The sequence below is a fragment of the Pseudovibrio axinellae genome (assembly GCF_900110875.1).
Classification (GTDB): Bacteria; Pseudomonadota; Alphaproteobacteria; order Rhizobiales; family Stappiaceae; genus Pseudovibrio; species Pseudovibrio axinellae.
Genome location: NZ_FOFM01000006.1, coordinates 1 through 23,055, shown reverse-complemented (window position 1 = coordinate 23,055; position 23,055 = coordinate 1). Strand labels below are relative to the sequence as shown.

The following is a 23,055-nucleotide window of genomic DNA, read 5'->3' as shown; positions in this document are numbered from 1 at the left end:
CGCCTCACTCTTTATCGGATTTTTGGGAAGGAGAGGCCGAAGTTAGTTTGTGGCCTTCAAAACGGATTGTCTGGAGAGCAGTCTCTGCTTCTTCCTGAGATTTTTCCGTTTTGGTCCGCCCGAACTTTCGGCGATTTTCTGCACCTGACTGTGCTTTTGTTTCTCGGGCCTTTTGTTTGCGGGCCTGGCGAAGGTTAACAACGGTCGCGCTCATTCAATCACCTAAAACATGAGGTTGACGAGCCGACCGCTCTTATCTTGATCTGTAGGATCAGCTCTTTTTGCGGAAAGCATCCAGAGAAACGACTTCAGCACTGCCTGATTCGTCTTTTGGTTTGCTTTTGTCCTGCTCCGTCGCGGGGTCCTGCTTTTCCTCTAATTCTGAAACAGAGGGTTTGTCAGGTGTTTGGTCAGTCGCGGGAGCTGGCTGTGCATCTTCAGCGGCCTCAGTGGTTTCCAAACGAGATTGGAACTCCTCCACGGCATCAAGATCACGCTCTGCGATTCTAAATTCAGCAGGCAGTTCTTCGCCTGTCTTGCCCGGCTCAAACTCAAGAGCAAACTGGACAGATGGGTCAAAGAAGCCTTTGATCGCGGAGAACGGAACATAAAGATGTTCAGGCACACCACCAAAAGAAAGCCCAACCTCGAAAGCGTGCTCAGTGATCTGCAAATCCCAAAACTGGTGTTGCAGCACGATCGTCATTTCTTTCGGATAACGCTCTTTCAAGCGGTTTGAAATCTTGACGCCAGGAGCCGTAGTTTCAAAGGCAATATAAAAATGGTGCTCACCGGGAAGTCCTGCCCGGTTGACCTCAACCAATATCTTTCGAACTGCGTTTCTCAGCGCGTCCTGAATGATGATGTCATAGCGGATCAAATCTTCAGCCATGCTCGGCACCGCTCATCCTTTGCGTTTTTATTCGGCCTAACTATAGCGTAGAGGCACCAAAAAGGCCTGCTATTTATTTCTATACCCTAAATCGGCGTAGAATAAGGAAAGCGCCCTTTAAATACTAAAGTGGAGGCTTCTGTTGCCAGGTGCCCCCGAACCCCGCCCGAAGGTGCTACCCAACAGGACTTAGCGGACTACCGGAACTGCATTACGCAGCTACAGCGTTGTCCATAGCGTAGTTGTCATTTGCAACTATCATTGTGGTCCGATATCGGTGGTACCATGCCGAGCAAAAGTAAAGCCTTTACGCCCTCGTCGATCCTATTTCGCCCCCCCGAAGACCGCTGGAGTACAACGGGCTTTGGTGGAGGCGCCGGGTACCGCCCCCGGGTCCGAATGGTTTATTGCGCTCACAATTTATTGCCGTAGCCAGCAAGCTGGCAGAGGGGAATATAGGTGCAGGCTTTCATAAATGGAAGGGCAAAAACTATTGGTATTCAATGTAAAGCTAAGAGAACCTGTTGACAAAACGGCATATTCACAACGCATTTTGTACAAGTGGGGCTCTTGAGAAATTCTATCTCTTTGTTTTTTGGGCATTTGTGCAGTGCATTGCGCATCTAATGAATTAGTGAGACCTTTTTATTGCAGGAAGGTTGGGGTATTAGCTTCGGGAGATGGCAACGGATGGGAGATTTCTCTAGGATTGCCTATACTGAGCGCATACGAATCGTAATACAGGAGATGGTCCTTCGTGCAGCAATATCTGGAGCTGATGCGCCGTATCATGGATGACGGTGTGGTCAAGGAAGACCGTACTGGTACAGGCACTAAATCTGTGTTTGGGCATCAAATGCGGTTTGATCTTGGAGCGGGTTTTCCAGTTGTCACGACCAAGAAGTTGCATTTGAAGTCGATCATTCATGAGCTGCTCTGGTTTTTGGCTGGTGATACCAATATCAAGTATCTCAAGGAGAACGGTGTTCGGATCTGGGATGAATGGGCCGATGAAGACGGTAACCTTGGCCCCGTCTACGGATACCAGTGGCGCTCCTGGCCCAAGCCAGACGGGGGCTCTGTCGATCAGATTGCAAATGTTGTTCAGCAGATTAAAACGAACCCAGACAGCCGTCGCCTGATTGTGAGCGCATGGAATCCAGCGCTTGTTGATGAAATGGCTTTGCCGCCTTGCCACTCTATGTTCCAGTTCTATGTCGCGAACGGCAAGTTGTCCTGTCAGCTTTATCAACGCTCTGCTGATGTTTTCCTGGGTGTGCCCTTCAACATCGCCTCTTACGCTTTGCTTACGATAATGATTGCGCAGGTTTGTGATCTGGAGCCGGGTGACTTTGTTCATACGCTTGGTGATGCACATTTGTACTCCAATCATATGGAGCAGGCTGAGCTGCAGCTCTCTCGAGAGCTACGTGCGTTGCCTACAATGCTCATCAATCCAGACGTTAAAGATATATTCGCGTTCCGTTTTGAAGACTTCACGTTGGAAGGTTATGACCCGCACCCTCACATCAAAGGAATGGTTGCGGTCTAGTCCTTCTCCTAATTGTTAAAGGAATTTCCATGCGGGCTCTTATCTGCGTACCTGCGCGCATCGGTTCTACCCGATTTCCGCGTAAACCATTGCATCCAATTAGCGGGCGCAGTTTGCTTGAGCGCGTTGTGCAGGTTGCCCGTGTTGCTGCAAAGCAAACCGGTTCTGATTATGTTGTTGCGGTTGATCATGAAGAAGTTGCTGAGCATTGCCGTCACATTGGCGCTCCGTTCGTAATGACCTACCCTGAGCATCCTTCCGGGACCGACAGGGCTCTTGCTGCTTCAAAAGCGCATGGGTCGCACCCTGAGTTTGTTCTCAATCTGCAAGGGGATGCGCCGTTTACGCCACCTGAACATGTTGCTGCGTTGATCAAGGCAGCAGAGGATCGGCCTGAGGCCGATGTGTTTACGCCGGTTATTCGTTTGGACTGGGACGGTTTGGACACTCTTCGCGAACATAAAAAGAAACATCCTTACTCGGGTACGACTTGCGTTCGCCGAAGCGATGGAACGGCTCTTTGGTTTTCCAAGAATATTCTTCCTGCAATTCGTAAGGAAGATAAACTGCGCGAAACCGATGCTTTATCGCCAGTGTTCCGTCATATCGGTCTTTATGGATACCGAGTGGAAGCGCTTGAGAAGTTTACCGAAAGCGGCCTTGGTTATTACGAGCAGCTTGAAGGTTTAGAGCAACTCCGTTTTTTAGAAAACGGCATGGTCGTGCATGCGGAAGAAGTGGCGCCGCCAAAGTTGTCGATGTCTGGTGTGGATACGCCAGGTGATGCTGAGCTTGCCGCTCAGTTGATCGCAAAGTTTGGTGACCCATTTGACCATCTGGAGACAGGCCTATGACGCGCATTTATATTCTCCGCCATGGCAACACCTTTGATAAAGGTGATGTGGTGACACGTGTTGGTGGGCGTACTGACTTGCCATTGAGTGTATCAGGCTTGGGTCAGGCAGAGGCGCTTTCAGAGCATTTTGCGGAGCTGGGTGTCAAGTTTGATATGGCGTTTTGCTCGCCATTACAAAGAACGAAACAAACCGCTCAAATTGCGTTGAAGACGCAGGCCGAAGAGGTTGATCTGAAGGTTTTGCCGTTCCTTGTCGAAGTTGACTACGGGCCTGATGAGAACAAGCCGGAAGATGAAGTGCTTGCGCGGATTGGAGCAGATGCGCTGAAAGCGTGGGAGGAAGAGGGTATCCCACCTAATGGCTGGCATATTGACCCTCCCGCTGTGATTGGTCGGTGGCAAGAGTTTTTTGCTTCAGCACCTAAAAAATACCCCGGCAAAACTCTTCTTGTTGTGACCAGTAATGGCATTGCCCGTTTTGCACTGAAAGCTCTTCGTGATGGCGGTGCAGGTGCTGATTTGAAGCTGAAGACAGCTGCCTATGGTGTTTTCGACGCTGAGGAAGGTGCGCAGCCGTTAATGCTTAGTTGGAATGTCCGGCCCTAGGCTGTCCTTTGTGCTTCATGGCGTGCCTGGAAATACGAGTCTGGTTTCTTAACGGGAATGCAAGCTGCACAAATGTTTTAGACGGTATGATCAGTTAAAATTGAACAGGACCGTCTTGAAAAGGTTTAATGAGCGCCTTTTTGCCTCATGGATTTGGCTGTCATATGTCTCTTACTGACTGAGGATAGGATGAAAGAAATTGCGATCATTTCAGCCGTTGCTGAAAACGGAGTGATTGGTGCGAACAATGACATGCCATGGTCGGTTTCGACAGATCTGAAGTTCTTTCGTAAGACGACAGTGGGCAAACCGGTGATTATGGGGCGTCGTACATTTGAGAGCATTTGTGCGACACTTGGAAAGCCGCTTCCGAAGCGTACAAACATCATTGTCACACGTGATCAGACGTTTACTTATGATGGCGTTGAGGTGGTAAACAGCCTTGGCGATGCATTGACGCTTGCAAATGATATTGCCGAAAATGATGGTGTCGATGAAATCATGATTGTTGGCGGCGGGCAAATCTATAACAAGGCTATGCCGAAGGCATCAACTCTCTATATCACTCGTATTCATGCGGAGCCTGATGGCGATACAAACTTTCCTGACATCCATGAGAATGACTGGGAAATGGTTGAGCGCACGCCATTTGTTCGCGGTGAAAAAGATTCTGCTGACTCCTCTTTGGAGGTTTATCGCCGGCGCGTGTGACTGGCGTTGATCAGTTGCCGCGTGCAGATTGCTTTGTAGAGACATCTGCTTTCAGTGCCAGCCGATGGGCTGTATGCGCATTTTGGGCGTTGTTGGTGCTTGGCAGGCGGCCGTGGAACCCCGTGCGATCCCATATAAGCAGAGTGTTAGCTTGTACTCTTAAGGGCAGGAGAGGGCGAAGGTCGAGCTCTTGCAGGTCAGTCAGTCGCGTGTACGGAATATCTCTGTTATCTTCGGTGTCTGAAGGATCAAGGTAACGTTGATACTCCCATGAAATGCGTTGTTCTGTCATGCGGTGTGAACCTGGAACGTAAAATAAAGCCCCATCTTCTGGCGTAATTGTTTCCATAAACAGAAGTGCTGTTGCACCTGGTGCAAGTGCATCATGCTCGATTTTAAAGGGGGGAGTGTTGTTCCCACTTGTCTTCAAACGGAAAGAAGGGGCACATTGCGCCATTGCTTCCAGATGATAGGCGGGTTTGGCTTTCCGGCCTGCGGTAAACTGAAGAGCTGGTGGAATGAGCTCATCAGTGATGACGGATTGCAGAAATGGTTGCCGGAGCAGTTGTGCGTAATTCAGGGGCAGTGTGAAGCTCTGGGAGTTATGCCAGTTTGAGAGAAGCCTTCTGTTGCGGTCGCGTTGTCCGACGAAATAGTCAAATGCCTCAAACTTTAACCTCCTGAAAAACTCCCTGGGTAGCACATTATGTTTGAGCCAAATGCCATGGGTCTGTAGCGCTTGCGCGCAGGAGACTGGTAGATTTTCGAATAAAGTGGTTTGCTTTTGCCGTTTTTGATCGTGCAGGTCAAAAAGGTCGTGATGGAACCAGGCTGGTACAATGTCCTGATCCCATTCTGATTGACTGGAAGAGAGGTGCATGAACCTGCGGTGCAAGCTGCTCATAAGATATTTTGGCTTCATAGCACGCATACAAATTCCCACCTTCATTCGTTAGCGGAAGGTTAAGGGGATCTGAGCTTGTGGTCTTTCCTTCTGTTTTTGCGTGTGAAATCTGCCTAAAGCCTCATTTTCGTTCTTAATTACCTTGCAATTTCAAAGCTCCAAACCAACATTAATGGCGGGTCTAGGCTTGTGAGGAGGTCGCGAGCTGCAGAATTTTTGAGGTCTAATGTCCCAGGTTCTTGAGCTTAGAGATTTTAATGAGTTTAGCGCTGAGCAACTCTATTGCCTGCTAAAGCTTCGTTGTGAGGTTTTTATTGTTGAGCAGGATTGCGCTTATCCTGATATCGATGGATTAGATCCGGTCGCCAAGCACGTGCTGCTGTCAGATGGCGTTGGCTCTATCTTGGGTGCCCTTCGTATTCTCATGAAAGAGGAAGGCGGTAAGGTTTACAAAATTGGCCGTGTTGTCGTTGCAAAGAATGCGCGCGGGCAAGGGATAGCTCGTAAGCTGATGAATGCGGCCATGGCTTATTGCGCTACCACTGATTCTGAGGCGCGTTTAGAGCTACAGGCCCAGGCTTATCTGCAGGACTTTTATGGACAACTTGGATTCTATGCGATCTCTGAGGTCTACCCAGAAGATGATATCCCGCATGTTGACATGCGTTTGAAGCAAGCACCAGAAAACTGAGTCTTATTTCGTTTACAGTTTATTGCTGTGGTTGGGGCTGGTTAAGGGATTGTTGAGCAAAAACCTAAGAAGTTTGACGCATATGCCTTTATTTCTTGCAAGCCTGATTTGTGACCAGCGGTTACAGCAGTAGTTGAAACACAGGAAATAGAGCTTATCTTCCTCAACAATAGCCAGTTTCTGTGGGGTTCTTGGCTTTTTTCAGCAAGTGCAGCCTATTGGTACATGTGCATTCGTTGAAAGGTGGTGGTAACTTGCCTATAACCCTAATCAAGTAATAGTTGGCTCAGTCTAACTCTCATCTATTTGTCGGAGTGTCCGGCAGCATACCTAGTAAAGGGATCTCTCTATGCCTTGGAGCAATCAAAGCGGAGGTGGCGGCAATAACGGCGGCCCTTGGGGGAACTCCGGCGGCAACAAGGGCGGCGGTGGCCCTTGGGGCGGCGGCGGTGGTCCACAGCGTGGCGGCGGTAACGGTGGTGGTAATCCGCCTGATTTTGAGGAAATTCTCAAGCGTGGTCAGGATCACCTGAAAACAGTTCTGCCGGGCGATGGCGGTGGCATCGGCTTTAAAGGCATTTTGTTCGCTATTCTCGTTGCTGTTGTTATCTGGCTTGCAACCGGTATTTACCGCGTTGAGCCAAGTGAAGTTGGCGTTGAGCTGGTTTTTGGTAAGGTCGTTGGCCAAACTGAACCAGGCTTGAACTACAACTGGCCATATCCAGTTGGTGAAGTTCGCACCCCAGAAATTCTGCGTGTTCGCGAATTGACTGTTGGTATGGAAGAGTTTGTTCGTGGCAGCTCTATCAATCAGCGCGATGTGCCAGAAGAAAGCCTGATGTTGACCGGCGATGAGAACATCGTTGATGTTGACTTTAAGGTGCAGTGGCGCATTCAAAACACGCCAACTGGCGTTCAGGAATACCTGTTCAATATTCAAAATCCTGAAGGTACTGTGAAAGCGGTAGCTGAAAGTGCGATGCGCGAAGTTGTTGGCAGCTCTCGTATTGATTCGATCCTGACAGAGAACCGGGCTCCAATTCAGCTTGCAGTTCAAAAGCTGATGCAGGAAACACTCGATAACTACAAGGCTGGTATCGAGGTAACGCAAGTTCAGATGCAAAAGGTTGATCCGCCTGCACAGGTTATTGAAGCGTTCCGTGATGTTCAGGCAGCTCGTGCTGACCAGGAGCGTATTCAGAACGAAGCACAAGCTTATGCGAACAAAATTGTTCCTGAAGCTCGTGGTAGTGCAGCGCGTGTTTCGGAAGCTGCACAGGCATATCGTGACAAGACGATTGCGAATGCAAACGGTCAAGCACAACGTTTCAGCAAAATTTATGAGGAATACGCGAAGTCTCCTGACGTTATTCGCCAGCGCCTCTACCTTGAGACCATGGAAAATGTCTTGAGTAAAAATCCGAAAATTATCATCGACGGAAATGGTCAGCAAAATGGTGTTGTGCCTTATCTGCCGCTTGACCAGCTGAACAAACGTGCTGGAGGAAACAACTAATGAAAAGCGGTCTTCTTGGCATAGTCATAGCTGCTGTCGCTCTGGTTCTTTACTGGTCGGCTTACATTCTTACCCCAACTGAGCAAGCGCTTGTTCTGCAGTTTGGTGAGGTGAAGAAAGAAGAAACTGAGCCGGGGTTGAAATTCAAGTTACCTTGGCAGAATGTTATCATTTTAGATAAGCGTATCCTTGATCTGAACATGCCTCCTTTGGAAGCAATCGTTGCAGATAAAAAACGTCTGACAGTGGATGCGTTTGCTCGTTATCGCATTGCTGAACCAGTTCGCTTTTACCAGTCAGTGAATAATGTGAACGAAGGTTCGCGTCGTCTCGCAACGTTCCTGCAATCTTCTTTGCGTTCTGAGCTAGCCAAAGCAACTTTTGTGCAGGTTGTCCGTGATGAGCGTTCTGACCTTATGGAAAAAATCCGTCAGGACGTGGATAAGAGTGCTGCTGCTATCGGTATTGATGTGATTGATGTGAAGATCCGTCGTGCTGATCTACCTGAAGCAAACTCTCAGGCAATTGTCCGCCGCATGCAGACCGAACGTCAGCGTGAAGCGACTGAGATCCGCGCACAGGGTGAAGAGCAGTCCCGTCGTATCAAGTCTCGTGCCGATCGCGATGCAACCGTGCTTATTGCGGAAGCTCAGCGTGATGCTGATATCATTCGGGGTGATGGCGACGCTGCTGCCAACCAGATTTTTGCAGGAGCTTACGGGAAAGATCCGTCATTCTTCGAATTCTATCGCTCTATGCAGGCTTACACCAAAGCTCTAGAGGACGGAGAAACCTCGTTGGTTCTTTCTCCAGACTCTGACTTCTTCCGCTTCTTCAACGACCCAAGTGGAAAAGCAGGTGCTGCTGTGAGTGGTGCCTCACAGTAATGATTGATCTTATAGTGGCTTTGGGGCTTGTCCTCGTTATTGAGGGAGTTGTTTATGCTCTTGCCCCAGGCCATTTAAAGGAATTCATGCGAAAAGCTCAGGAAATTCCTGACCAGTCTCTTCGTTTGGGCGGTGTTGCTGCGATGGCGCTGGGTGTGCTGATTGTGTGGTTGGTGCGTTCCTTAACAGGCTAGACGCATATTTTCCAATGATACAACTGCGAGAATTCAGCCTGACGAAGATGAATAAGAAATGTTAGTTTTGCCCGCGCTTTATTAACTAAAGCGCGGGCATATTTGTTTCCAGAATGAGTTCTGGTGGAGCGTATATGCGCACCTGATAATCTGAGGAGATGGCTTATGGCCGGTGTTTTCCCTCGCCTTGAGCTTGGACGATCTATCAAGGCAATTGTTTTTGCGAGCGTACTTGGATTTACCGCTGTTGCCAGCAGTTTTAGCGGTGCACAGGCGGGTGGCCCGGAGTCTTTGGCGGACCTGGCAGAAGAGCTTGGTGATGCTGTCGTCAACATTTCTACTGCGCAAAAAGTGGTAGCTAAACGGTCTCTTCAGTTGCCAGATGTCCCGGAAGGTTCGCCGTTCCAGGAGTTTTTCGAAGAATTTTTTAATGGGCAGGAGCCGCAAGGTGATAGCCCGCAGCGTGTTCAATCACTTGGTTCTGGGTTCGTAATTGATGGTGAAAAGGGCATCATTGTTACCAATAACCACGTCATTGAAGATGCTGATGAGATTACCGTCAACTTCAACGACGGGCGTAAGCTCTCCGCAAAGCTCCTTGGTTCTGACGAGAAGACTGACCTTGCAGTCTTGAAGGTAGAGCTGGGCGCTCCGCTAGAGGCGGTTAAGTTTGGTAGTTCAGAAGTGCTGCGTGTAGGTGACTGGGTGATGGCTATCGGCAATCCGTTTGGTCTTGGCGGCACTGTCACAGCTGGCATCGTTTCCGCTCGTAACCGTGACATCAACTCCGGGCCCTATGACAATTTCATTCAGACAGATGCTGCGATTAACCGGGGTAACTCCGGCGGCCCGTTGTTCAATATGGATGGTGAGGTTGTTGGCATCAACACGGTGATCTTTTCTCCTTCAGGCGGTTCGATCGGGATTGGGTTTGCTATTCCGGCAGAAACTGCAACACGGGTGATTGCGCAGCTGCGCGAGTTTGGTGAGACCAGACGCGGCTGGCTGGGTGTTCGCATTCAGCACGTAACAGAGGAGATTGCGGAAAGCCTTGGTATGAAAAGTGCCAGTGGTGCGTTGATTGCTGGCGTTTCTGATGATGGACCTGCCAAAAACGCAGGGATCATGCCAGGTGATGTTGTCCTAACGTTCGATGGTCGGGGTGTGCCGGAAATGCGGGATCTGCCGCGTATGGTTGCCACAACCACCATTGGAAGCACTGTTCCGCTTACCGTCCTTCGCCGCGGTGAAGAGATCCCGATTGAAGTTACTCTTGGCCGTCTTGATGAAGTTGCTGAAGTAGAGAAGGTTGAGGATGAGCAAGAGACAGTGAAGAACACGGCTGATGAAACCGTTGTTCTAGGGTTGTCCTTAGCGAAAATAGACGAAGCGCGCCGTGAACGGTTTGCTCTTTCCGATGAGATTGAGGGCGTCGTGATCACGCGGGTTGCGCAGGGCAGTTCAGCTGAAGGCAAACGAGTGCGTGCCGGTGATGTGATTGTTGAGGTCGCTCAGGAACCGGTGGCGACGCCGAAAGACGTGGTCAACATGGTTGAGAGGCTTGAAGCGGACAATCGCCGTTCTGCCTTGTTGCTCTTGTCAAACGGTTCTGGCGAGTTGCGCTTTGTGGCTGTTCGTATCGAAGACTAGTTACTGTCAGTGACAAGAAAAGCCGCTTCTGGGGACAGGAGCAGCTTTTTGTATTTTAACCTGTGTGACCGCATAGTGCCTTGCTTTTTAGGTGCAGCCTTACCTGAAACCCGCACCCATCTTTTTGCAGGCTACAGTGCTATGCAAACTCTTCAGAGCTGTAGCCTTGCAGATAAAGCAGGGCAGTCAGATCGCCGTAATTGATTTTCGCACGTGCCTGGCTGGCAACCTTGGGCTTGGCATGGAAGGCTACACCAAGGCCTGCTGCACAAATCATGGCGAGATCGTTTGCCCCGTCACCAACAGCAAGGACCTGTTCCAGTGGGATTTGCTTCTCTTCCGTCAGTTCAGTCAGGCGGTCCAGTTTGGCTTGCATTCCAAGAATGGGCTCTGCGACTTCTCCAGAAAGTTGACCATCGGCTTCAAGAAGAGTGTTGGCTTTGTTTTCGTCAAACCCAATGATTTGAGCGATTTTTTGGGTGAATGAGGTGAAGCCTCCTGAGACCAGTGCGGCATATCCACCATTGGCCTTCATGGTCTGGACGAGTTGTTTGCCACCAGGGGTCAATGTGATGCGGTTTTCAATCGTATGGCCAATGACTTTGGTGTCCAGGCCTTTGAGGAGGGCAACGCGCTCGCGCAATGCGGGTTCAAACTCTATTTCACCGCGCATTGCGCGTTCGGTGATAGCCGAAATCCTTTGCTTCAGTCCGAGCTCAGCGGCAAGCTCGTCAATGCACTCCTGTTGGATCATGGTTGAATCCATGTCGGCGATCAGGAGTTTCTTTCTGCGTCCATTCTGGGGTTGAATGAAAACGTCAATTGGTGCATCTGCAAGGCTTGTGCGAATAGAGCGTTCCAGCTCTCCAAGCGCTGGATGCGCATCAAAGCTAAGATCCACCGCGATGTGTGGGTTTAGCACTTTGACGGTGGATGCAGCTGGCAGAAGGGCGCTGATTTTTTCTACAAGATCTTGAGTAACAGCAGGTTTGGCTGGATTGGAAATGAGCGTGACAACAAACGACATAAGCAGCTCTCGAACTGTGCAAGTGAATGGCACTGGAAAAAGGCCTGTTGCGGTGTTGATAGCCGGACCAACGGCGAGCGGCAAGACAGCTCTGTCCATTCAGCTGGCAAAAGAGCTGGATGCGTGGGTTGTTAACGCTGATTCCATGCAAATTTACAAGGATCTGCACATATTGAGTGCACGCCCCAGCCCGGAAGAAGAATCGCAAGCCCCTCATTTTCTATTCGGTCATGTGGACAGCGAGCAGCCTTATAGCGTGATGACCTGGCTGGAAGACTTTGGTGCTGTGCTGTCGCAAGCGAAAAAAGACGGGCGTCCTTTGGTCGTTGTTGGCGGGACAGGGCTTTATTTCCAGTCTGCGTTGGAAGGGATTTCATTAGTACCAGAGATTCCAGAGGATGTGAGACAGCGTTGGAGGGACGCTTCGCAAGACGCGCCCTCTGAGGAGCTTCATAAAGCCTTGGAGGCGCGCGATCAGGTCATGGCGCAGAGATTGCGACCTTCTGATACTCAGCGCATTGTGAGGGCTTTGGAGGTTGTTGAGGGCACTGGTCTTTCCCTTTCGCTCTGGCAAGCTGAACGTAGTACGCCTTTAATCGATTTTGATGCCGCCATGCCCGTTGTGCTTTTACCGGAGCGAAAGATTTTGCATGAACGCATCGGCCGCCGGTTTGATGGCATGGTGAAACAGGGCGCTGTTGAGGAAGCCTGTTCGTTATGCGCCAAAGGCCTCGATCCGAAGTTGCAGGTGATGAAAGCTATTGGTGTCAAACTTCTTGCAGATGCAGCGCAGGGCCGCACTTCTATGGATTGGGCTGTTGAGAAAGCAAAGACCGAGACGCGGCGCTATGCAAAACGGCAGTCCACTTTCTTCAAAGGGCAGCTGACAAGCTGGCCGAAGCTTGATCCGCTGAATGAGCAGGACGTTGAGCTGTTCGTTGCCTCAGTCAAAGATGCCTTTTCGCGGAAGGCCTAGTATTTGGCCATGAGGTCATTGGCCCCGCTGAGTAGAGTGTAGATAGTTTTACGAGTAAATTTCTAAGTGACAATTTTCTTTGGTTTATTTAAAGAGAGGCCACGTTTGGCAGAGGCCGCCACACAACCCTTATTATGATTACTTAAATATGCGGCGGAGCTGAGGCTCCTTGACGTTCTGGTCGGTGTTAGAAAATTTCACCGACCAGTCCTCTTTTAAATCTAATATTATAAGCTATGCTAAGGCGGGCTTACCTAAGATCACTGCATTTTGTGCATAGGTGCGGTGTGATGGGTGTTGGCATTCCCGAGGGACTGCAATTTTGCCTTATATATGTTTTCTGCATACTTGTTTTTGAAAATTCCACTGAATTTCAAAGGATTGCATGAAGCAGGAGTTCTGACGCTTTTTAGTCATATTCAAATGCCATCAAGCACTCGCCTTTAAGTTTTGTTGGTAATTATAAGCATAGCGCATACACTAAAAAAGGTCATTTTTTGGAGAGAGTTTCTCTAGAACTTACGCGCGGTGCTGACGTTCCATTGCTGGCTTGTAATGAGCCCGATGACGTACTTTTATATAAATTTTAATGGAGGAAGCAAGCGTGACATTCCCAGTTCTGGAAACGAAAAGGCTTTTGGCACGCCCATTTACCTCTGATGACCTGACTGATCTCGTTGGCCTACATAACAACCCAAGCGTGAATCGATATCTCAACCCCAATAATGTGGCCTGGGATGTTGCAACCGTGAAAGCGCGGCTAGCAACGTATATTGAAGCTCAGGAGTTATTGGGCTTTAGCAAGTGGCATCTTTCCACGCATAGCGGTGAGTTTGTTGGGCATGCTGGCTTCTCTCTTTATGAGGAAACTGCAGAAGTTGAGATGGGCTATACCCTGCATGAACACTTCTGGAATAAAGGTCTTGGTAGCGAAATTGCTCAGGCACTGGTGGAATGGTTTTTTGAGAAAACCTATTATTCCCATTTGCTTGCTTTTGCTCATCCAGAGAACCATGCATCCAAGAAGGTTATGAAGCGGGCTGGATTTGAGTTTAGGGAAACGCGTGAGGTTGAGGGGATGCCTTGTGAATTTTATCAGGTGTTGAGCCCAAGCTGCCAGAAGCTCGCGGTTCCTGCATAACCTTTTACTTTGAGCTAGATATAAAAAAGGCGCAGTCTTTGAAGCTGCGCCTTTTCTTACTTCAATTAGCTATTAGACAGTGATCACGTCTTCAACATTTACCTGACGCTGTCTGCGGATTGTCAGCTTGTTCAGTGCAGATACGTAGGCACGCGCTGAGGCAACAAGCGTATCGGTATCAGCACCTTTACCTGTCGCGATCTTGCCGTTGTCTTCCAAACGAACAGACACTTCGGCCTGGGCATCGGTGCCTTCAGTCACTGCATGAACCTGGTAAAGAGACATGGTTGCCTCATGTGGCCAGATTGCTTTAATGGCGTTGAACGTAGCATCAACCGGGCCGTCGCCTGTGGCTTCGCGGGTTTCGTGCTTGCCGTTCACATCCATTGTCAGAATGGCTTTTTGAGGACCGCCAGTGCCCGCAATCACAGTCAGTGCGATAACTTTGACGCTTTCGCTTTCGATTGTGATCTGGTCTTCCACCAATGCTTCAATGTCTTCGTCGTAGACGTTCTTCTTGCGATCAGCTAGGTCTTTAAATCGGCGGAATGCTTCTTGCAAAGCATTGTCACCGAGTTCGTACCCCAGCTCAGCCAATTTGTCTTTGAATGCATGGCGTCCTGAGTGTTTGCCCATCACCAGCGAGGTCGCTCTTACTCCTACGTCTTCTGGACGCATAATCTCATAGGTCTCTGCATGTTTGAGCATGCCGTCCTGGTGGATGCCGCTTTCGTGAGCAAATGCATTTTTGCCTACGATCGCTTTGTTGTATTGGACGGGAAAGGAAGAAACAGCTGAAACCAGCTTGGATGCGCGGGTCAAGTAGCTTGGGTCAATGGAGCATGCATATGGCAGTACGTCGCCGCGAGTGTGCAAGGCCATGACGATTTCTTCCAAGGCAGCATTTCCGGCACGTTCGCCCAATCCGTTGATGGTGCACTCGATCTGGCGTGCGCCGCCAGCGACACCGGCCAAAGAGTTCGCAGCTGCCAAGCCCAAGTCATTGTGGCAATGTGCGGAGAAAACTGCCTTATCTGAATTCGGAGTGTTTGCAATTACCTGCTCGAACATCGTTTGGTATTCAGCTGGTGTTGCATAACCAACAGTGTCTGGCAGGTTGATTGTTGTTGCGCCCGCGTTGATTGCAGCCTCCACTGTTCGGCTCAGGTATTCAATGGAGGTGCGGGTCGCGTCCATAGCAGACCACTCAACGTCATCAATCAGGTTGCGAGCCTGTGCCACAGTTTTACTAATAATTTCAAGAACCTCTTCCTCGGTCTTGTTCATCTGGAATTGCAAATGAATTGGCGAGGTTGAGACAAATGTATGGATACGCGCTTGGTTCGCATGCTTAATTGCTTCGCCTGCACGATCGATATCGGCCGGGATTGCGCGGGCAAGGCCTGTGATAATTGCATTTTTGGAGCGCTTGGCGATTTCGCTGACTGCTTCAAAGTCCCCTTGGGATGCGATTGGAAAGCCAGCCTCAATGACATTGACGCCCATAATGTCAAGTAATTCTGCGACTTGCAGTTTTTCTTCCAGCGTCATGGAAGCACCCGGAGATTGCTCTCCATCACGCAGTGTGGTGTCGAAAATAACTACTTGGTCTTTAGCGGATGCGGTCATTGGTTATGCCTTCAACTTTACCCCATTGGCTTGATTTTCTGATTAGAGCCGGGGGATTTTCTTCATTCTTAGATGTTTAGATCGATCCCCTAAGTGTCCGCCCAGATACGGGGCCGCCGACGCCTAGGGGCATCTAAGTAGAAGGAGCGCGCGTAGAAATAGGCCACCAAGCTGGCGCATGGTGTTGTTCTTATTCAGATTGTCGCAATCGGCGATCATATCTGTGAGTTGCCTTTTCATCGCATGCCTGAAATCAAACTTGCCTAACCACTTAAGTGTTAGATACATCTTTGAAATTACAGGCCAATTCTTCTTGAAACGTTACCGAGGAACATTTGTTCCAATGAATTATGTAATTTTCCTAGCGGATTTGATAAATAAACGCAAGAATTTTACTCAAAGACAGGGTGCGATTGAACAAAAGTATACCAAACTCACGCTGAGATAATCTCAAGTAATCTTTTATTCAAGGTCTGGTTGGCTGAGTTTGAGAGGAGAGAGAAGGCTCTCCTCTTTATCAAAATATCAAATCAGCAGCTCACCGCGCGCGAGGATAACTGCTTGCCCACCAATACGGTGAACGTGAATTTTGCCAGACTGCATTTCGATTTCCAGCGAAATGAAAGAGGGACGGCCCATCTTGAACCCTTGCTCTATGACATATTTATGTGTGCCATCTAGGGGCTGGTCGAACTCTACAATGGAGCCGGCAAAGGCTGCAACGGCGGAACCGGTTGCTGGATCTTCTCTTGCTAAGCCGTTCTCTAGGTAGACCATGCGGGCATGGAAGGCACTGTTTGCGTGGTGGGTCTGGCGGCAATATGCGAAAGTGTTGTTGTGTTCAATTGAACCGAATGCCTCTTCCCAGTATTTTTCGACTAACTGGATGCGGTTGATTGCATCCATGTCTGCCACTGGAACAAAAGCAAAGGGCAATCCAGCGTCCCAAGCTTTAGGCCTGTGATTTTCAAAGCTGATTTCGTTTGGTTCCAGCGACAGCGCAGCAGCGATTACTTCCTTTTCTCCAAGCTTATGTGCTGGCTTTGGAAGCTTCGGGACGTCAAACTCAGCGGCTGTAGCCTTGCCACTTTGTAGTGAAACGGCACAGCGCAGGAGGCCGACTTTCTCTTCCAGCAGGATCAATGCGTCCATGTCGTTATCAGGAGCACCGAACCGGTTTTCTGCCAGCAGGACTGCTGTGCCGATTGTTGGGTGACCTGCAAATGGGAGTTCCATGGATGGGGTGAAGATTCGAACTGCTGCGTTATGAGCCGGATTTTGTGCAGGGAAGACGAAGACTGTCTCGGATAGATTAAATTCGCAGGCGATCTGTTGCATTAGTGAAGCTGATAGTCCTGTTGCATCCAGCACCACTGCAAGTGGATTACCTGCCAACGCCTTATCAGTGAAAACATCTAGCAGGGCATAAGATCTGGCCATCGTAAAAAGTCCAATTATCTCAGTTTGATGTTGAGCTGATCAGGGTTGTCCATCCAGCTAAACGAAGGAAATTTGTTTATGTGAGCGCCACTCAAGATTGTTTTAGCGCCAATTACAAGACTGCAATTGGATATATGCGCTAATTTAACAGGTGTGCTGTGAGCGCTCGGGCATAGGAAGGCACGTTATAGCGCTCCAAGTCGGCAACGGATTTATGATAACTGCCTCTTCTAATTCAGGTTCTTGCTGGTTTGCGTTGAAATCTGCGATTTTTGAAAGGATTGCGTTATTTGTGAGCGGGAATGTCAGAATTTGAGCGATTGCAACATGGGGGCCGTCTTCGATAACAAGCAGGCGCCCCAATTCACCTTGTTCCAATTTAAGGCCAGTTTCTTCTTCAAGCTCGCGGGCAATTGAGGCGATGATATCGACTTTGCCGTTTGGGGTGATATCACTTTGATCCAAATTGCCGCCCGGTGGGTAGACCTGTCCAGCTGCTGCGGTGTTCTCACCCATTTTTCCAAAAATGAGATCGCCTTCACGCGAGCGTATCACTGTGCAGCCGAACAGGTTCGTTGATTGTTTGTCTGGAAAACCCCAATCACGCCATGCAAGGAATGCAGAATAGTCGATATGCATGAGTTCAGCTGAGAACTTCCCCTGCTTGAAGGTGTAGCTGGATACCAAGAGTACTTTGCCATCCCAAAGAGCGGGCGTTCTGGCGATCAGCGCTTGCCAGTTTTGCGAGATGTCCTGTCTGTTTTGTGCAGCGAAACTCCACTTGGCGGTGCTGTTTAAAATGAGGTCGACTTCTCTAACTTCGTGAATCTGTGCTGTGAGCGCTTTTTCCATCAACTGGATTGCTTTTGCGCGCTTGAATGCGCTCGCTCGGCTGCCTGTTGGGTGATAGCCATGCTTTTCATAAAAGGGGGCTGCGTTCGCATCGGATTCGAGGCGTAGTTTGGTGCAATGCAGGCGTTTGGCAACTGTTTCTGCGCCGTGCAGTAGCCAGACTCCATAGCCTTTGCCGTGTGCTTGCGGCAACACGAATAGACAATCCAGCAGGGCAGTTTCAGGGCTCTCTTTTATAATACGGGCAAATCCAACTGGTCGATCTTCTTGAGAGATAACTAGTACCGGATGTTCCTCAATCATTTTTGGAGTGATCTTCCAGTGTGCCCGAAACTCTTCCAAGTCTTGCGGGTCATAATCCCAATGACCTTTAGCGGCGTGCATTATGTTCGTTAGAGCAACAGCTTGGCTTGTATGAGCTGGCGTCATCTGGACGTGCATGAATTGGGTCTCTCCAAAACGGAACATAGCTTGTTTGCTTTTGGTGGTTCCGAGAAAGTCAGGGCTAAGGATAGTCATGCCTAGGTAAAATAACCCGAAAAGAATGCCTAAAAGAGAAATTGGTTTCAAGTGACCAATACGATTTGAAGGATATCCAACCTGAAAAGATTAACGATTAACTAGTTGCATGAGGTTCGTTGGCAGAAAAGAGCTTACTGGGTCAGTAGAGTATGTTTGACCCAACCGCATAGCGCTCTTTGTGACCCGTCACGATCACAATTGAGAAGGTTCTCATGCGCATTCTGGTTTCACTCCTATGCCTACTTGCATATGTCCACGTGCTGCCCGCATACGCTTTAGGTTGGCAAGCGACGGGGAGTGAAAAGGAAGTTCTGCTGACAAAAGGTGTTGGTGGGCTTACGCTCCTTCATTTACGAGCCGGTAAGATACAGCTCTCAACTCGTAACCAGATGGCAAGAAGCGCGATTATTCATCTGCTTTCTGCTGAAGCTCTTGCTGGCGATGCACAGGCCGTTTTTGGTATGGCTGTCGCTCATGAAATGGGACACGGCATTTCGCGCAACCTGCCAGTTTCCATGGAGCTTTATGAAAAAGCGGGCAAGATGGGGCTTGCAGCTGCCTACAATAATCTGGGCGAAATTTATCGGCGAGGCAAACACGGCCCGCCTGATTTGGTGAGAGCTCGCGAGCTTTATCAAATTGCCGCGGACTGGGGAGATGCGTGGGCACAAAACAATCTGGGTTTGCTTTACCTTCATGGTTTGGGTGTGACCCAAAACCCCAAGCTGGCTTTCTACTGGGTCAAAGGCGCCGCTAAGGCGGGGCTTTTGCAAGGAATTGAAAATCTTGCAGGCTTGTACCGCGATGGTATTGGTGTTGAGCCAGATGCGAAGCGGTCCCGGTTGCTCTACAAGCAGGCGATTGCGATGGGTTCCGTTGACGCACATGTGCCTCTTGGCGAGCTTTTGGAACATGGTGATGGTGGCGGGACGGACCTTGCAGCTGCTATTGCGCATTACAGGACTGCTGCTGATGCGGGGCACTTGCTTGGCAACCACTACCTCGGGACGATTTATGAGGACGGTGTTGGTGTGCAGCAGGACCTTGAGCTGGCATTCTTCCACTATGAGAATGCAGCAAGGGGAGGATTAGCTCGGTCTCAGTTTGCTATGGGACGGTTATACTTGTTGGGACGCGGGACCAAGGTAGATCTTAAAAAGGCGATTTACCTCTACAAAGCAGCAGCCAGACAAGGCAATGCGGAAGCCCTTAATGATTTGGGTGTTCTTTACGAAAATGGTCGCGGTGTACCTCAGTCTTATGAACTGGCCATGGAGTTTTACATGGCATCGTCGGAACGTTTTCCGTTTGCTCTCACCAATGCAGGTTTGCTTTATTTGAATGGCCGGGGCGTCCGGCAGGATGTGGAACGGGCAAAACAGCTCTTTCAAAGTGCTTCTGAGCGGGGAGAGCCCGTGGGAGATCTGCTTTTGGGCAAGGTCTACCTTCAGGGCTTTAATGAGGAACCTAACCCCAGTGAAGCGTCTCGTTTGTTTTTTGTCGCCGCCTCCAAAGGTGTGCCGGAAGCGTTTTATCTGTTGGGGTATTGCCACGAGAGCGGGCTATGTATGGATCAAAATCTTGCCAAAGCCCGTGATTTTTACATGATGGCTGCTGACCAAGGATACGCTGAGGCTGCCAATGCTCTAAGAGAACTTGAGTGGAAGTTAAGAACGCAGCCTCACAATTAAAGCCGCGTTCCTCCCATCCCTATGATCCAAAAGTCGTTTGGACCGTGCTATCCGGTGTGCTCTTTTTGTGCAAAGCAAGGTTGTTTTGGGGAGTGCGTTTGAGGTGGCCCCCAAGCGAGCAGACCTGTGGCCAGTTCGCCTGGGTTATCCGGGTAGGTGGGTGCTACTTGCTTGTCGCACCTTGATTTGCTTTGTCCAGTGGGACAGGGCGGACAATGTTGAACCAGAAGTCGAAAGTATCCATCATCGCTAGAAGAGCTGTCAGTTTGGATGGGTCCCCATCAACAGTGACCTTGCCGGATTTTATCGCCTCATCAAACGTTTCTGTTGCCAGCATAATGTCGTCGAGGGTCGTTCGGTCCAGTGTGACTGTGATGTCTGCATCGTCCAGCTGATATCCTTCAATGTGGCTGAGTGCTGAGTTTTGCAGTTCCATCGCATATTTCTGGTCGGTATCACGGAAGACCCAGTTCAACTTGAGTTGTTTGTCTCCAGCTTTTGTGTGGTTCAGGCGCATTGCTGCGTAGTCAAAGAGCAAGTCGATGTCCATTGAGCGGATGATATCAGGGCTTGCCGTGTCTGGTGCAGGCAGCTCTTTCACTCCTGCGCGCAGTTCTTGTGCGCCAGACAGGTAGAAGTTACGCCATGGACCGGATTCTGCCTGATACCCGAGTTGCTCCAAAGCGTCGGCCTGTAACTGAGCTGCGTCCTTGTTATCGGGCTGCGCGAAGACGAGGTGATTGAGGACTTCAACGACCCATCGATAATCGCCTTGATCAAAAGACTGTTGTGCTTTTTGGAGCAGGATGACGGGGCCACCCATGAACTCAACGTATCTTTTGCCAGCTTCGCGCTCTGGGTATTCGTGCAAGGTGGCAGGATTGCCATTGAACCACCCCAGATAACGAACGTAGGTGGATTTTACATTGTGGTTGAGTGAGCCATAATAGCCACGCGTGCCCCAGTCGCCTTTTAGCGTATCAGGCAACTCAAGCAGCTCAGCGATTTCGGTCATATGGAAACCGTGGTTTGCAAGGCGCAACGGTTGGTCATTGATATAGCGGTACAGATCCCGCTGGTTTCTGAGGTGGGTTAAGATCTTTTTGTTGCCCGACAAGTGCCAGTGATGCGGGGCGTATAAGACTTCAATGTCCTTGCCGTATTTGTAGATGGCTTCGTTGATGTATTTGGACCACCCCAATGGGTCACGCAGTTTTGCTCCACGTAGTGAGTATGTGTTGTGCATTGTATGGGTGGCGTCTTCAGCAGTGCACAAGGCCTTGAGTTCTTTGATGTAGAAGAAGAACTCGGAGGGCGCTTCGGAGTCTTGTGCCATCCAGAAGTTAAAGGTGAGTCCATCGATTTTATGGGTTTCGTCATTTTTTGTGATGATATCTGTCGGGGGGATGAGGGTGATGGTGCCTGTTGAGGTTGTTGGCCCAAGTCCAGCGCCGACTTGCCCCTCAGGAGAGTGCGGTAAGAGATTGCCGTACATGTATGTGGCACGCCGGCTCATGGCATTGCCCGCCATCACATTTTCTGCAACCGCATGTTCCATGAAGCCTTCAGGGGCATAGATCTTAACTTTGCCGCTCTTGACGTCCTCTTCATCAACAACACCGCGCACACCGCCAAAGTGGTCGACATGGCTGTGTGTGTAAATAACCGCTTTGACGGGCTTTTTGCCGCGCTCGGCGTAGTAAAGCTCTAACGCATACCGGGCCGTTTCCTCAGAAATCAACGGGTCCACGATGATGATGCCTTCATCTCCTTCGATGAAGGTAATGTTGGAAAGGTCGGCAGCACGGACCTGATAAATCCGCTCAGATACCTTAAAGAATCCACTTAAGAGAATAAGCTGGGATTGCCGCCACAGGCTTGGGTTGACGGTTTGTGGAGCAATTGACCCTTGCATGATGAAATCAAACTTAGACAGGTCATATACAATTTCGCCCTTTGAGTTCTTGACGATACCACCATCAGGAAGCGGGGAGATGAAGCCTGCCTTTGCATCGTTAAAGTCTTCCTTATCTGCAAATGGAAGTTCTTTGATGACGGTCTCGTAGTTTTCTCCCGTGTAGGGCGTTGCTGGTTTTGTGATTGTCTCCGCAGTTGACGCGGTGATTGAGAGCGACCAAGCGACACTTAGAGCAAGGGTTGTGCCCAGGATGTGGCGAGGAAAAGTCCTATTGATATGATTTCGTGTCATTCCCGGTCTCCAGAGTAGAGTTCCCTTTCTCCTTAAAGCTCTGCAGTTAAAGGGGATGACTTGTTGTTGTTTGAAACAATATTTTTGGTTTCTGAATGACTAACCTAAGTACGCAGTCACTGGTTTCATGCGCACTCCTTTTATTTCTTATAACTTGTTGCGTCGGAAGGCGGTTTTAGGGGCTGGCTGAGAAACACGTGTTTTAACTGGCGCTCATCAGGGATGCTTTTTGTGATATTCCATCAAGTTTTGCGGGGCTTTGATTTCTGAGAAGCCGAATTGTCGGTAAAGTTCTTGTGCGTCTTCTGTTGAGAGCATCACGTGTTGCAGGTCAACCAAGCCTGGGTAAGCTTCAATTGCTTTCATGAGTTGTTTGCCCAGGCCTTTGCCACGGTAGGCAGGAAGAATAAAGACGTCACACAAGTACGCAAAAGTTGACTTATCAGTTACGATACGTGCAAAGCCAACTTGCTCTCCAGTTTGCGCATAGACACCAAAGCACATGGAGTTGTCGATGGCCTTATCAAATATATTGGGTTCAAGATCTTTGCGCCAATAAGCTTTTTCTGAGAGAAATTTGTAAATCACATCGCGCTGAAGTTTTGACTTGTCAGCTGATATTAAAAAACTTTGGGAATGTTCCATCTCAGTGTTCTTCGCTTCTCAGGTATATCGTTTTGGGGTTTAGAACCCTAAACCTTAAAACACACCATGATAAGTCAGCACGACAACTCTTGAAGCTAGTAGTTTTTGGGTGTCGTGACCCATTTTTGTAGTGCTTTACGTCGGGTTGAGGACAAAGTGAGTCTTCAAAGGGTGCTAACTATGACCTGAGCCGTGCACACGTAGAGATAAAGGTAGGAAGAAGATTGACCTCATAACACATCCCTCCAGAATGCAACATGGATTTATCTACGCTGTCCTGACTACTTTGGATTAAACCATAAAAAATTGTTTTTAATGAGGAAAAGAGCAGTAATACATTGCTTCCATTATGAAGCAGTTAGAGCTGGTTCCGGTTTTTAGGGCAGGTTGTATAAGTGGATTTTGCTTCTGAAACTGGCATGATGCCAAGGACAGGAGATCACAATGACCAGACGTCCCCGCCG

The 23,055-nt window shown here is 49.4% G+C and carries 21 protein-coding genes and 1 other RNA gene; 12 read left to right on the top strand and 10 right to left on the bottom strand.

Annotation, left to right across the window (positions count from 1 at the left end):
* Positions 1-4 precede the first annotated feature (4 nt).
* From BMZ51_RS13840 to ssrA, 3 genes are all read right to left on the bottom strand, one after another.
* Positions 5-214, bottom strand: a complete 210-nt coding sequence (locus BMZ51_RS13840) for a DUF4169 family protein (protein WP_068002352.1) — start codon at positions 212-214, stop codon at positions 5-7.
* Between the two features lie 57 nt (positions 215-271).
* Positions 272-892, bottom strand: coding sequence for an SspB family protein (locus BMZ51_RS13835; RefSeq protein WP_068002350.1), 621 nt, complete (start codon positions 890-892; stop codon positions 272-274).
* Positions 893-1,020: 128 nt separating this feature from the next.
* Positions 1,021-1,377, bottom strand: a transfer-messenger RNA (tmRNA) gene (gene ssrA / locus BMZ51_RS13830).
* Between the two features lie 272 nt (positions 1,378-1,649).
* On the opposite strand from ssrA, the gene BMZ51_RS13825 reads away from it, so the two are divergent.
* The 4 genes from BMZ51_RS13825 to BMZ51_RS13810 all read left to right on the top strand — a co-directional run bounded on the left by BMZ51_RS13825 (position 1,650) and on the right by BMZ51_RS13810 (position 4,617).
* A complete protein-coding gene (locus BMZ51_RS13825) occupies positions 1,650-2,444 on the top strand; it encodes a thymidylate synthase (RefSeq protein ID WP_068002348.1) in 795 nt (264 codons plus the stop codon).
* A 29-nt stretch (positions 2,445-2,473) separates the two neighbouring features.
* On the top strand, positions 2,474-3,298 hold the full coding sequence (locus BMZ51_RS13820; protein ID WP_068002343.1) for a 3-deoxy-manno-octulosonate cytidylyltransferase: 825 nt from the start codon (positions 2,474-2,476) through the stop codon (positions 3,296-3,298).
* Positions 3,295-3,906, top strand: a complete 612-nt coding sequence (locus BMZ51_RS13815; RefSeq protein WP_068002341.1) for a histidine phosphatase family protein — start codon at positions 3,295-3,297, stop codon at positions 3,904-3,906. The genes BMZ51_RS13820 and BMZ51_RS13815 overlap by 4 nt, the downstream gene beginning before the upstream one ends.
* Before the next feature lie 189 nt (positions 3,907-4,095).
* Positions 4,096-4,617 (top strand): dihydrofolate reductase, encoded by a 522-nt coding sequence (locus BMZ51_RS13810; protein ID WP_068002335.1) that lies wholly within the window; start codon positions 4,096-4,098, stop codon positions 4,615-4,617.
* A gap of 10 nt (positions 4,618-4,627) precedes the next feature.
* Here BMZ51_RS13810 and BMZ51_RS13805 read toward each other — a convergent pair whose 3' ends face one another.
* Entirely contained in the window at positions 4,628-5,548 is a 921-nt protein-coding gene (locus BMZ51_RS13805) for a phytanoyl-CoA dioxygenase family protein (protein WP_208979477.1), read from the bottom strand.
* Between the two features lie 199 nt (positions 5,549-5,747).
* Here BMZ51_RS13805 and BMZ51_RS13800 point away from each other — a divergent pair, with 199 nt between their 5' ends.
* The 5 genes from BMZ51_RS13800 to BMZ51_RS13780 all read left to right on the top strand — a co-directional run bounded on the left by BMZ51_RS13800 (position 5,748) and on the right by BMZ51_RS13780 (position 10,459).
* Complete coding sequence (locus tag BMZ51_RS13800; RefSeq protein WP_068002332.1) at positions 5,748-6,212, top strand: GNAT family N-acetyltransferase; 465 nt, start codon at positions 5,748-5,750, stop codon at positions 6,210-6,212.
* A 349-nt stretch (positions 6,213-6,561) separates the two neighbouring features.
* On the top strand, positions 6,562-7,728 hold the full coding sequence (gene hflK, locus BMZ51_RS13795; protein WP_068002329.1) for an FtsH protease activity modulator HflK: 1,167 nt from the start codon (positions 6,562-6,564) through the stop codon (positions 7,726-7,728).
* Positions 7,728-8,615: a protease modulator HflC gene (hflC, locus tag BMZ51_RS13790; protein ID WP_068002326.1), complete on the top strand. Its 888-nt coding sequence runs from the start codon at positions 7,728-7,730 to the stop codon at positions 8,613-8,615. The genes hflK and hflC overlap by 1 nt, the downstream gene beginning before the upstream one ends.
* Entirely contained in the window at positions 8,615-8,809 is a 195-nt protein-coding gene (locus tag BMZ51_RS13785) for a DUF2065 domain-containing protein (protein WP_068002325.1), read from the top strand. Before hflC ends, BMZ51_RS13785 begins: the two co-directional genes overlap by 1 nt.
* Before the next feature lie 165 nt (positions 8,810-8,974).
* Positions 8,975-10,459, top strand: coding sequence for a Do family serine endopeptidase (locus BMZ51_RS13780; RefSeq protein ID WP_068002322.1), 1,485 nt, complete (start codon positions 8,975-8,977; stop codon positions 10,457-10,459).
* A gap of 139 nt (positions 10,460-10,598) precedes the next feature.
* On the opposite strand, the gene serB is transcribed toward BMZ51_RS13780, so the two are convergent.
* Complete coding sequence (serB, locus tag BMZ51_RS13775) at positions 10,599-11,486, bottom strand: phosphoserine phosphatase SerB (RefSeq protein ID WP_068002319.1); 888 nt, start codon at positions 11,484-11,486, stop codon at positions 10,599-10,601.
* On the opposite strand from serB, the gene miaA reads away from it, so the two are divergent.
* Together miaA and BMZ51_RS13765 are read left to right on the top strand one after the other, a co-directional pair.
* The gene (gene miaA, locus BMZ51_RS13770) at positions 11,464-12,462 is read left to right on the top strand and encodes a tRNA (adenosine(37)-N6)-dimethylallyltransferase MiaA (RefSeq protein ID WP_139201397.1); all 999 of its coding nucleotides are present in this window, start codon (positions 11,464-11,466) and stop codon (positions 12,460-12,462) included. The genes serB and miaA overlap by 23 nt on opposite strands.
* 604 nt (positions 12,463-13,066) lie before the next feature.
* Positions 13,067-13,603 (top strand): GNAT family N-acetyltransferase, encoded by a 537-nt coding sequence (locus BMZ51_RS13765; RefSeq protein ID WP_208979476.1) that lies wholly within the window; start codon positions 13,067-13,069, stop codon positions 13,601-13,603.
* A 72-nt stretch (positions 13,604-13,675) separates the two neighbouring features.
* Here BMZ51_RS13765 and BMZ51_RS13760 read toward each other — a convergent pair whose 3' ends face one another.
* From BMZ51_RS13760 to BMZ51_RS13750, 3 genes are all read right to left on the bottom strand, one after another.
* Positions 13,676-15,232, bottom strand: coding sequence for a 2-isopropylmalate synthase (locus BMZ51_RS13760; RefSeq protein WP_068002312.1), 1,557 nt, complete (start codon positions 15,230-15,232; stop codon positions 13,676-13,678).
* A 525-nt stretch (positions 15,233-15,757) separates the two neighbouring features.
* Positions 15,758-16,672 carry a PhzF family phenazine biosynthesis protein gene (locus BMZ51_RS13755; protein ID WP_068002309.1) on the bottom strand — a complete coding sequence of 305 codons (915 nt, stop codon included), beginning with the start codon at positions 16,670-16,672 and terminating at the stop codon, positions 15,758-15,760.
* A 144-nt stretch (positions 16,673-16,816) separates the two neighbouring features.
* Positions 16,817-18,043 (bottom strand): GNAT family N-acetyltransferase, encoded by a 1,227-nt coding sequence (locus BMZ51_RS13750; protein WP_208979475.1) that lies wholly within the window; start codon positions 18,041-18,043, stop codon positions 16,817-16,819.
* Between the two features lie 215 nt (positions 18,044-18,258).
* Between BMZ51_RS13750 and BMZ51_RS13745 the strand changes: the two genes are divergently transcribed.
* Positions 18,259-19,737 (top strand): tetratricopeptide repeat protein, encoded by a 1,479-nt coding sequence (locus BMZ51_RS13745; RefSeq protein WP_068002306.1) that lies wholly within the window; start codon positions 18,259-18,261, stop codon positions 19,735-19,737.
* A gap of 163 nt (positions 19,738-19,900) precedes the next feature.
* Here the strand turns inward: BMZ51_RS13745 and BMZ51_RS13740 are convergent, their stop codons facing one another.
* Both BMZ51_RS13740 and BMZ51_RS13735 read right to left on the bottom strand, forming a co-directional pair.
* On the bottom strand, positions 19,901-21,946 hold the full coding sequence (locus BMZ51_RS13740; protein ID WP_068002303.1) for an alkyl/aryl-sulfatase: 2,046 nt from the start codon (positions 21,944-21,946) through the stop codon (positions 19,901-19,903).
* Between the two features lie 216 nt (positions 21,947-22,162).
* Complete coding sequence (locus tag BMZ51_RS13735) at positions 22,163-22,591, bottom strand: GNAT family N-acetyltransferase (RefSeq protein WP_068002300.1); 429 nt, start codon at positions 22,589-22,591, stop codon at positions 22,163-22,165.
* Positions 22,592-23,055: the final 464 nt, after the last annotated feature.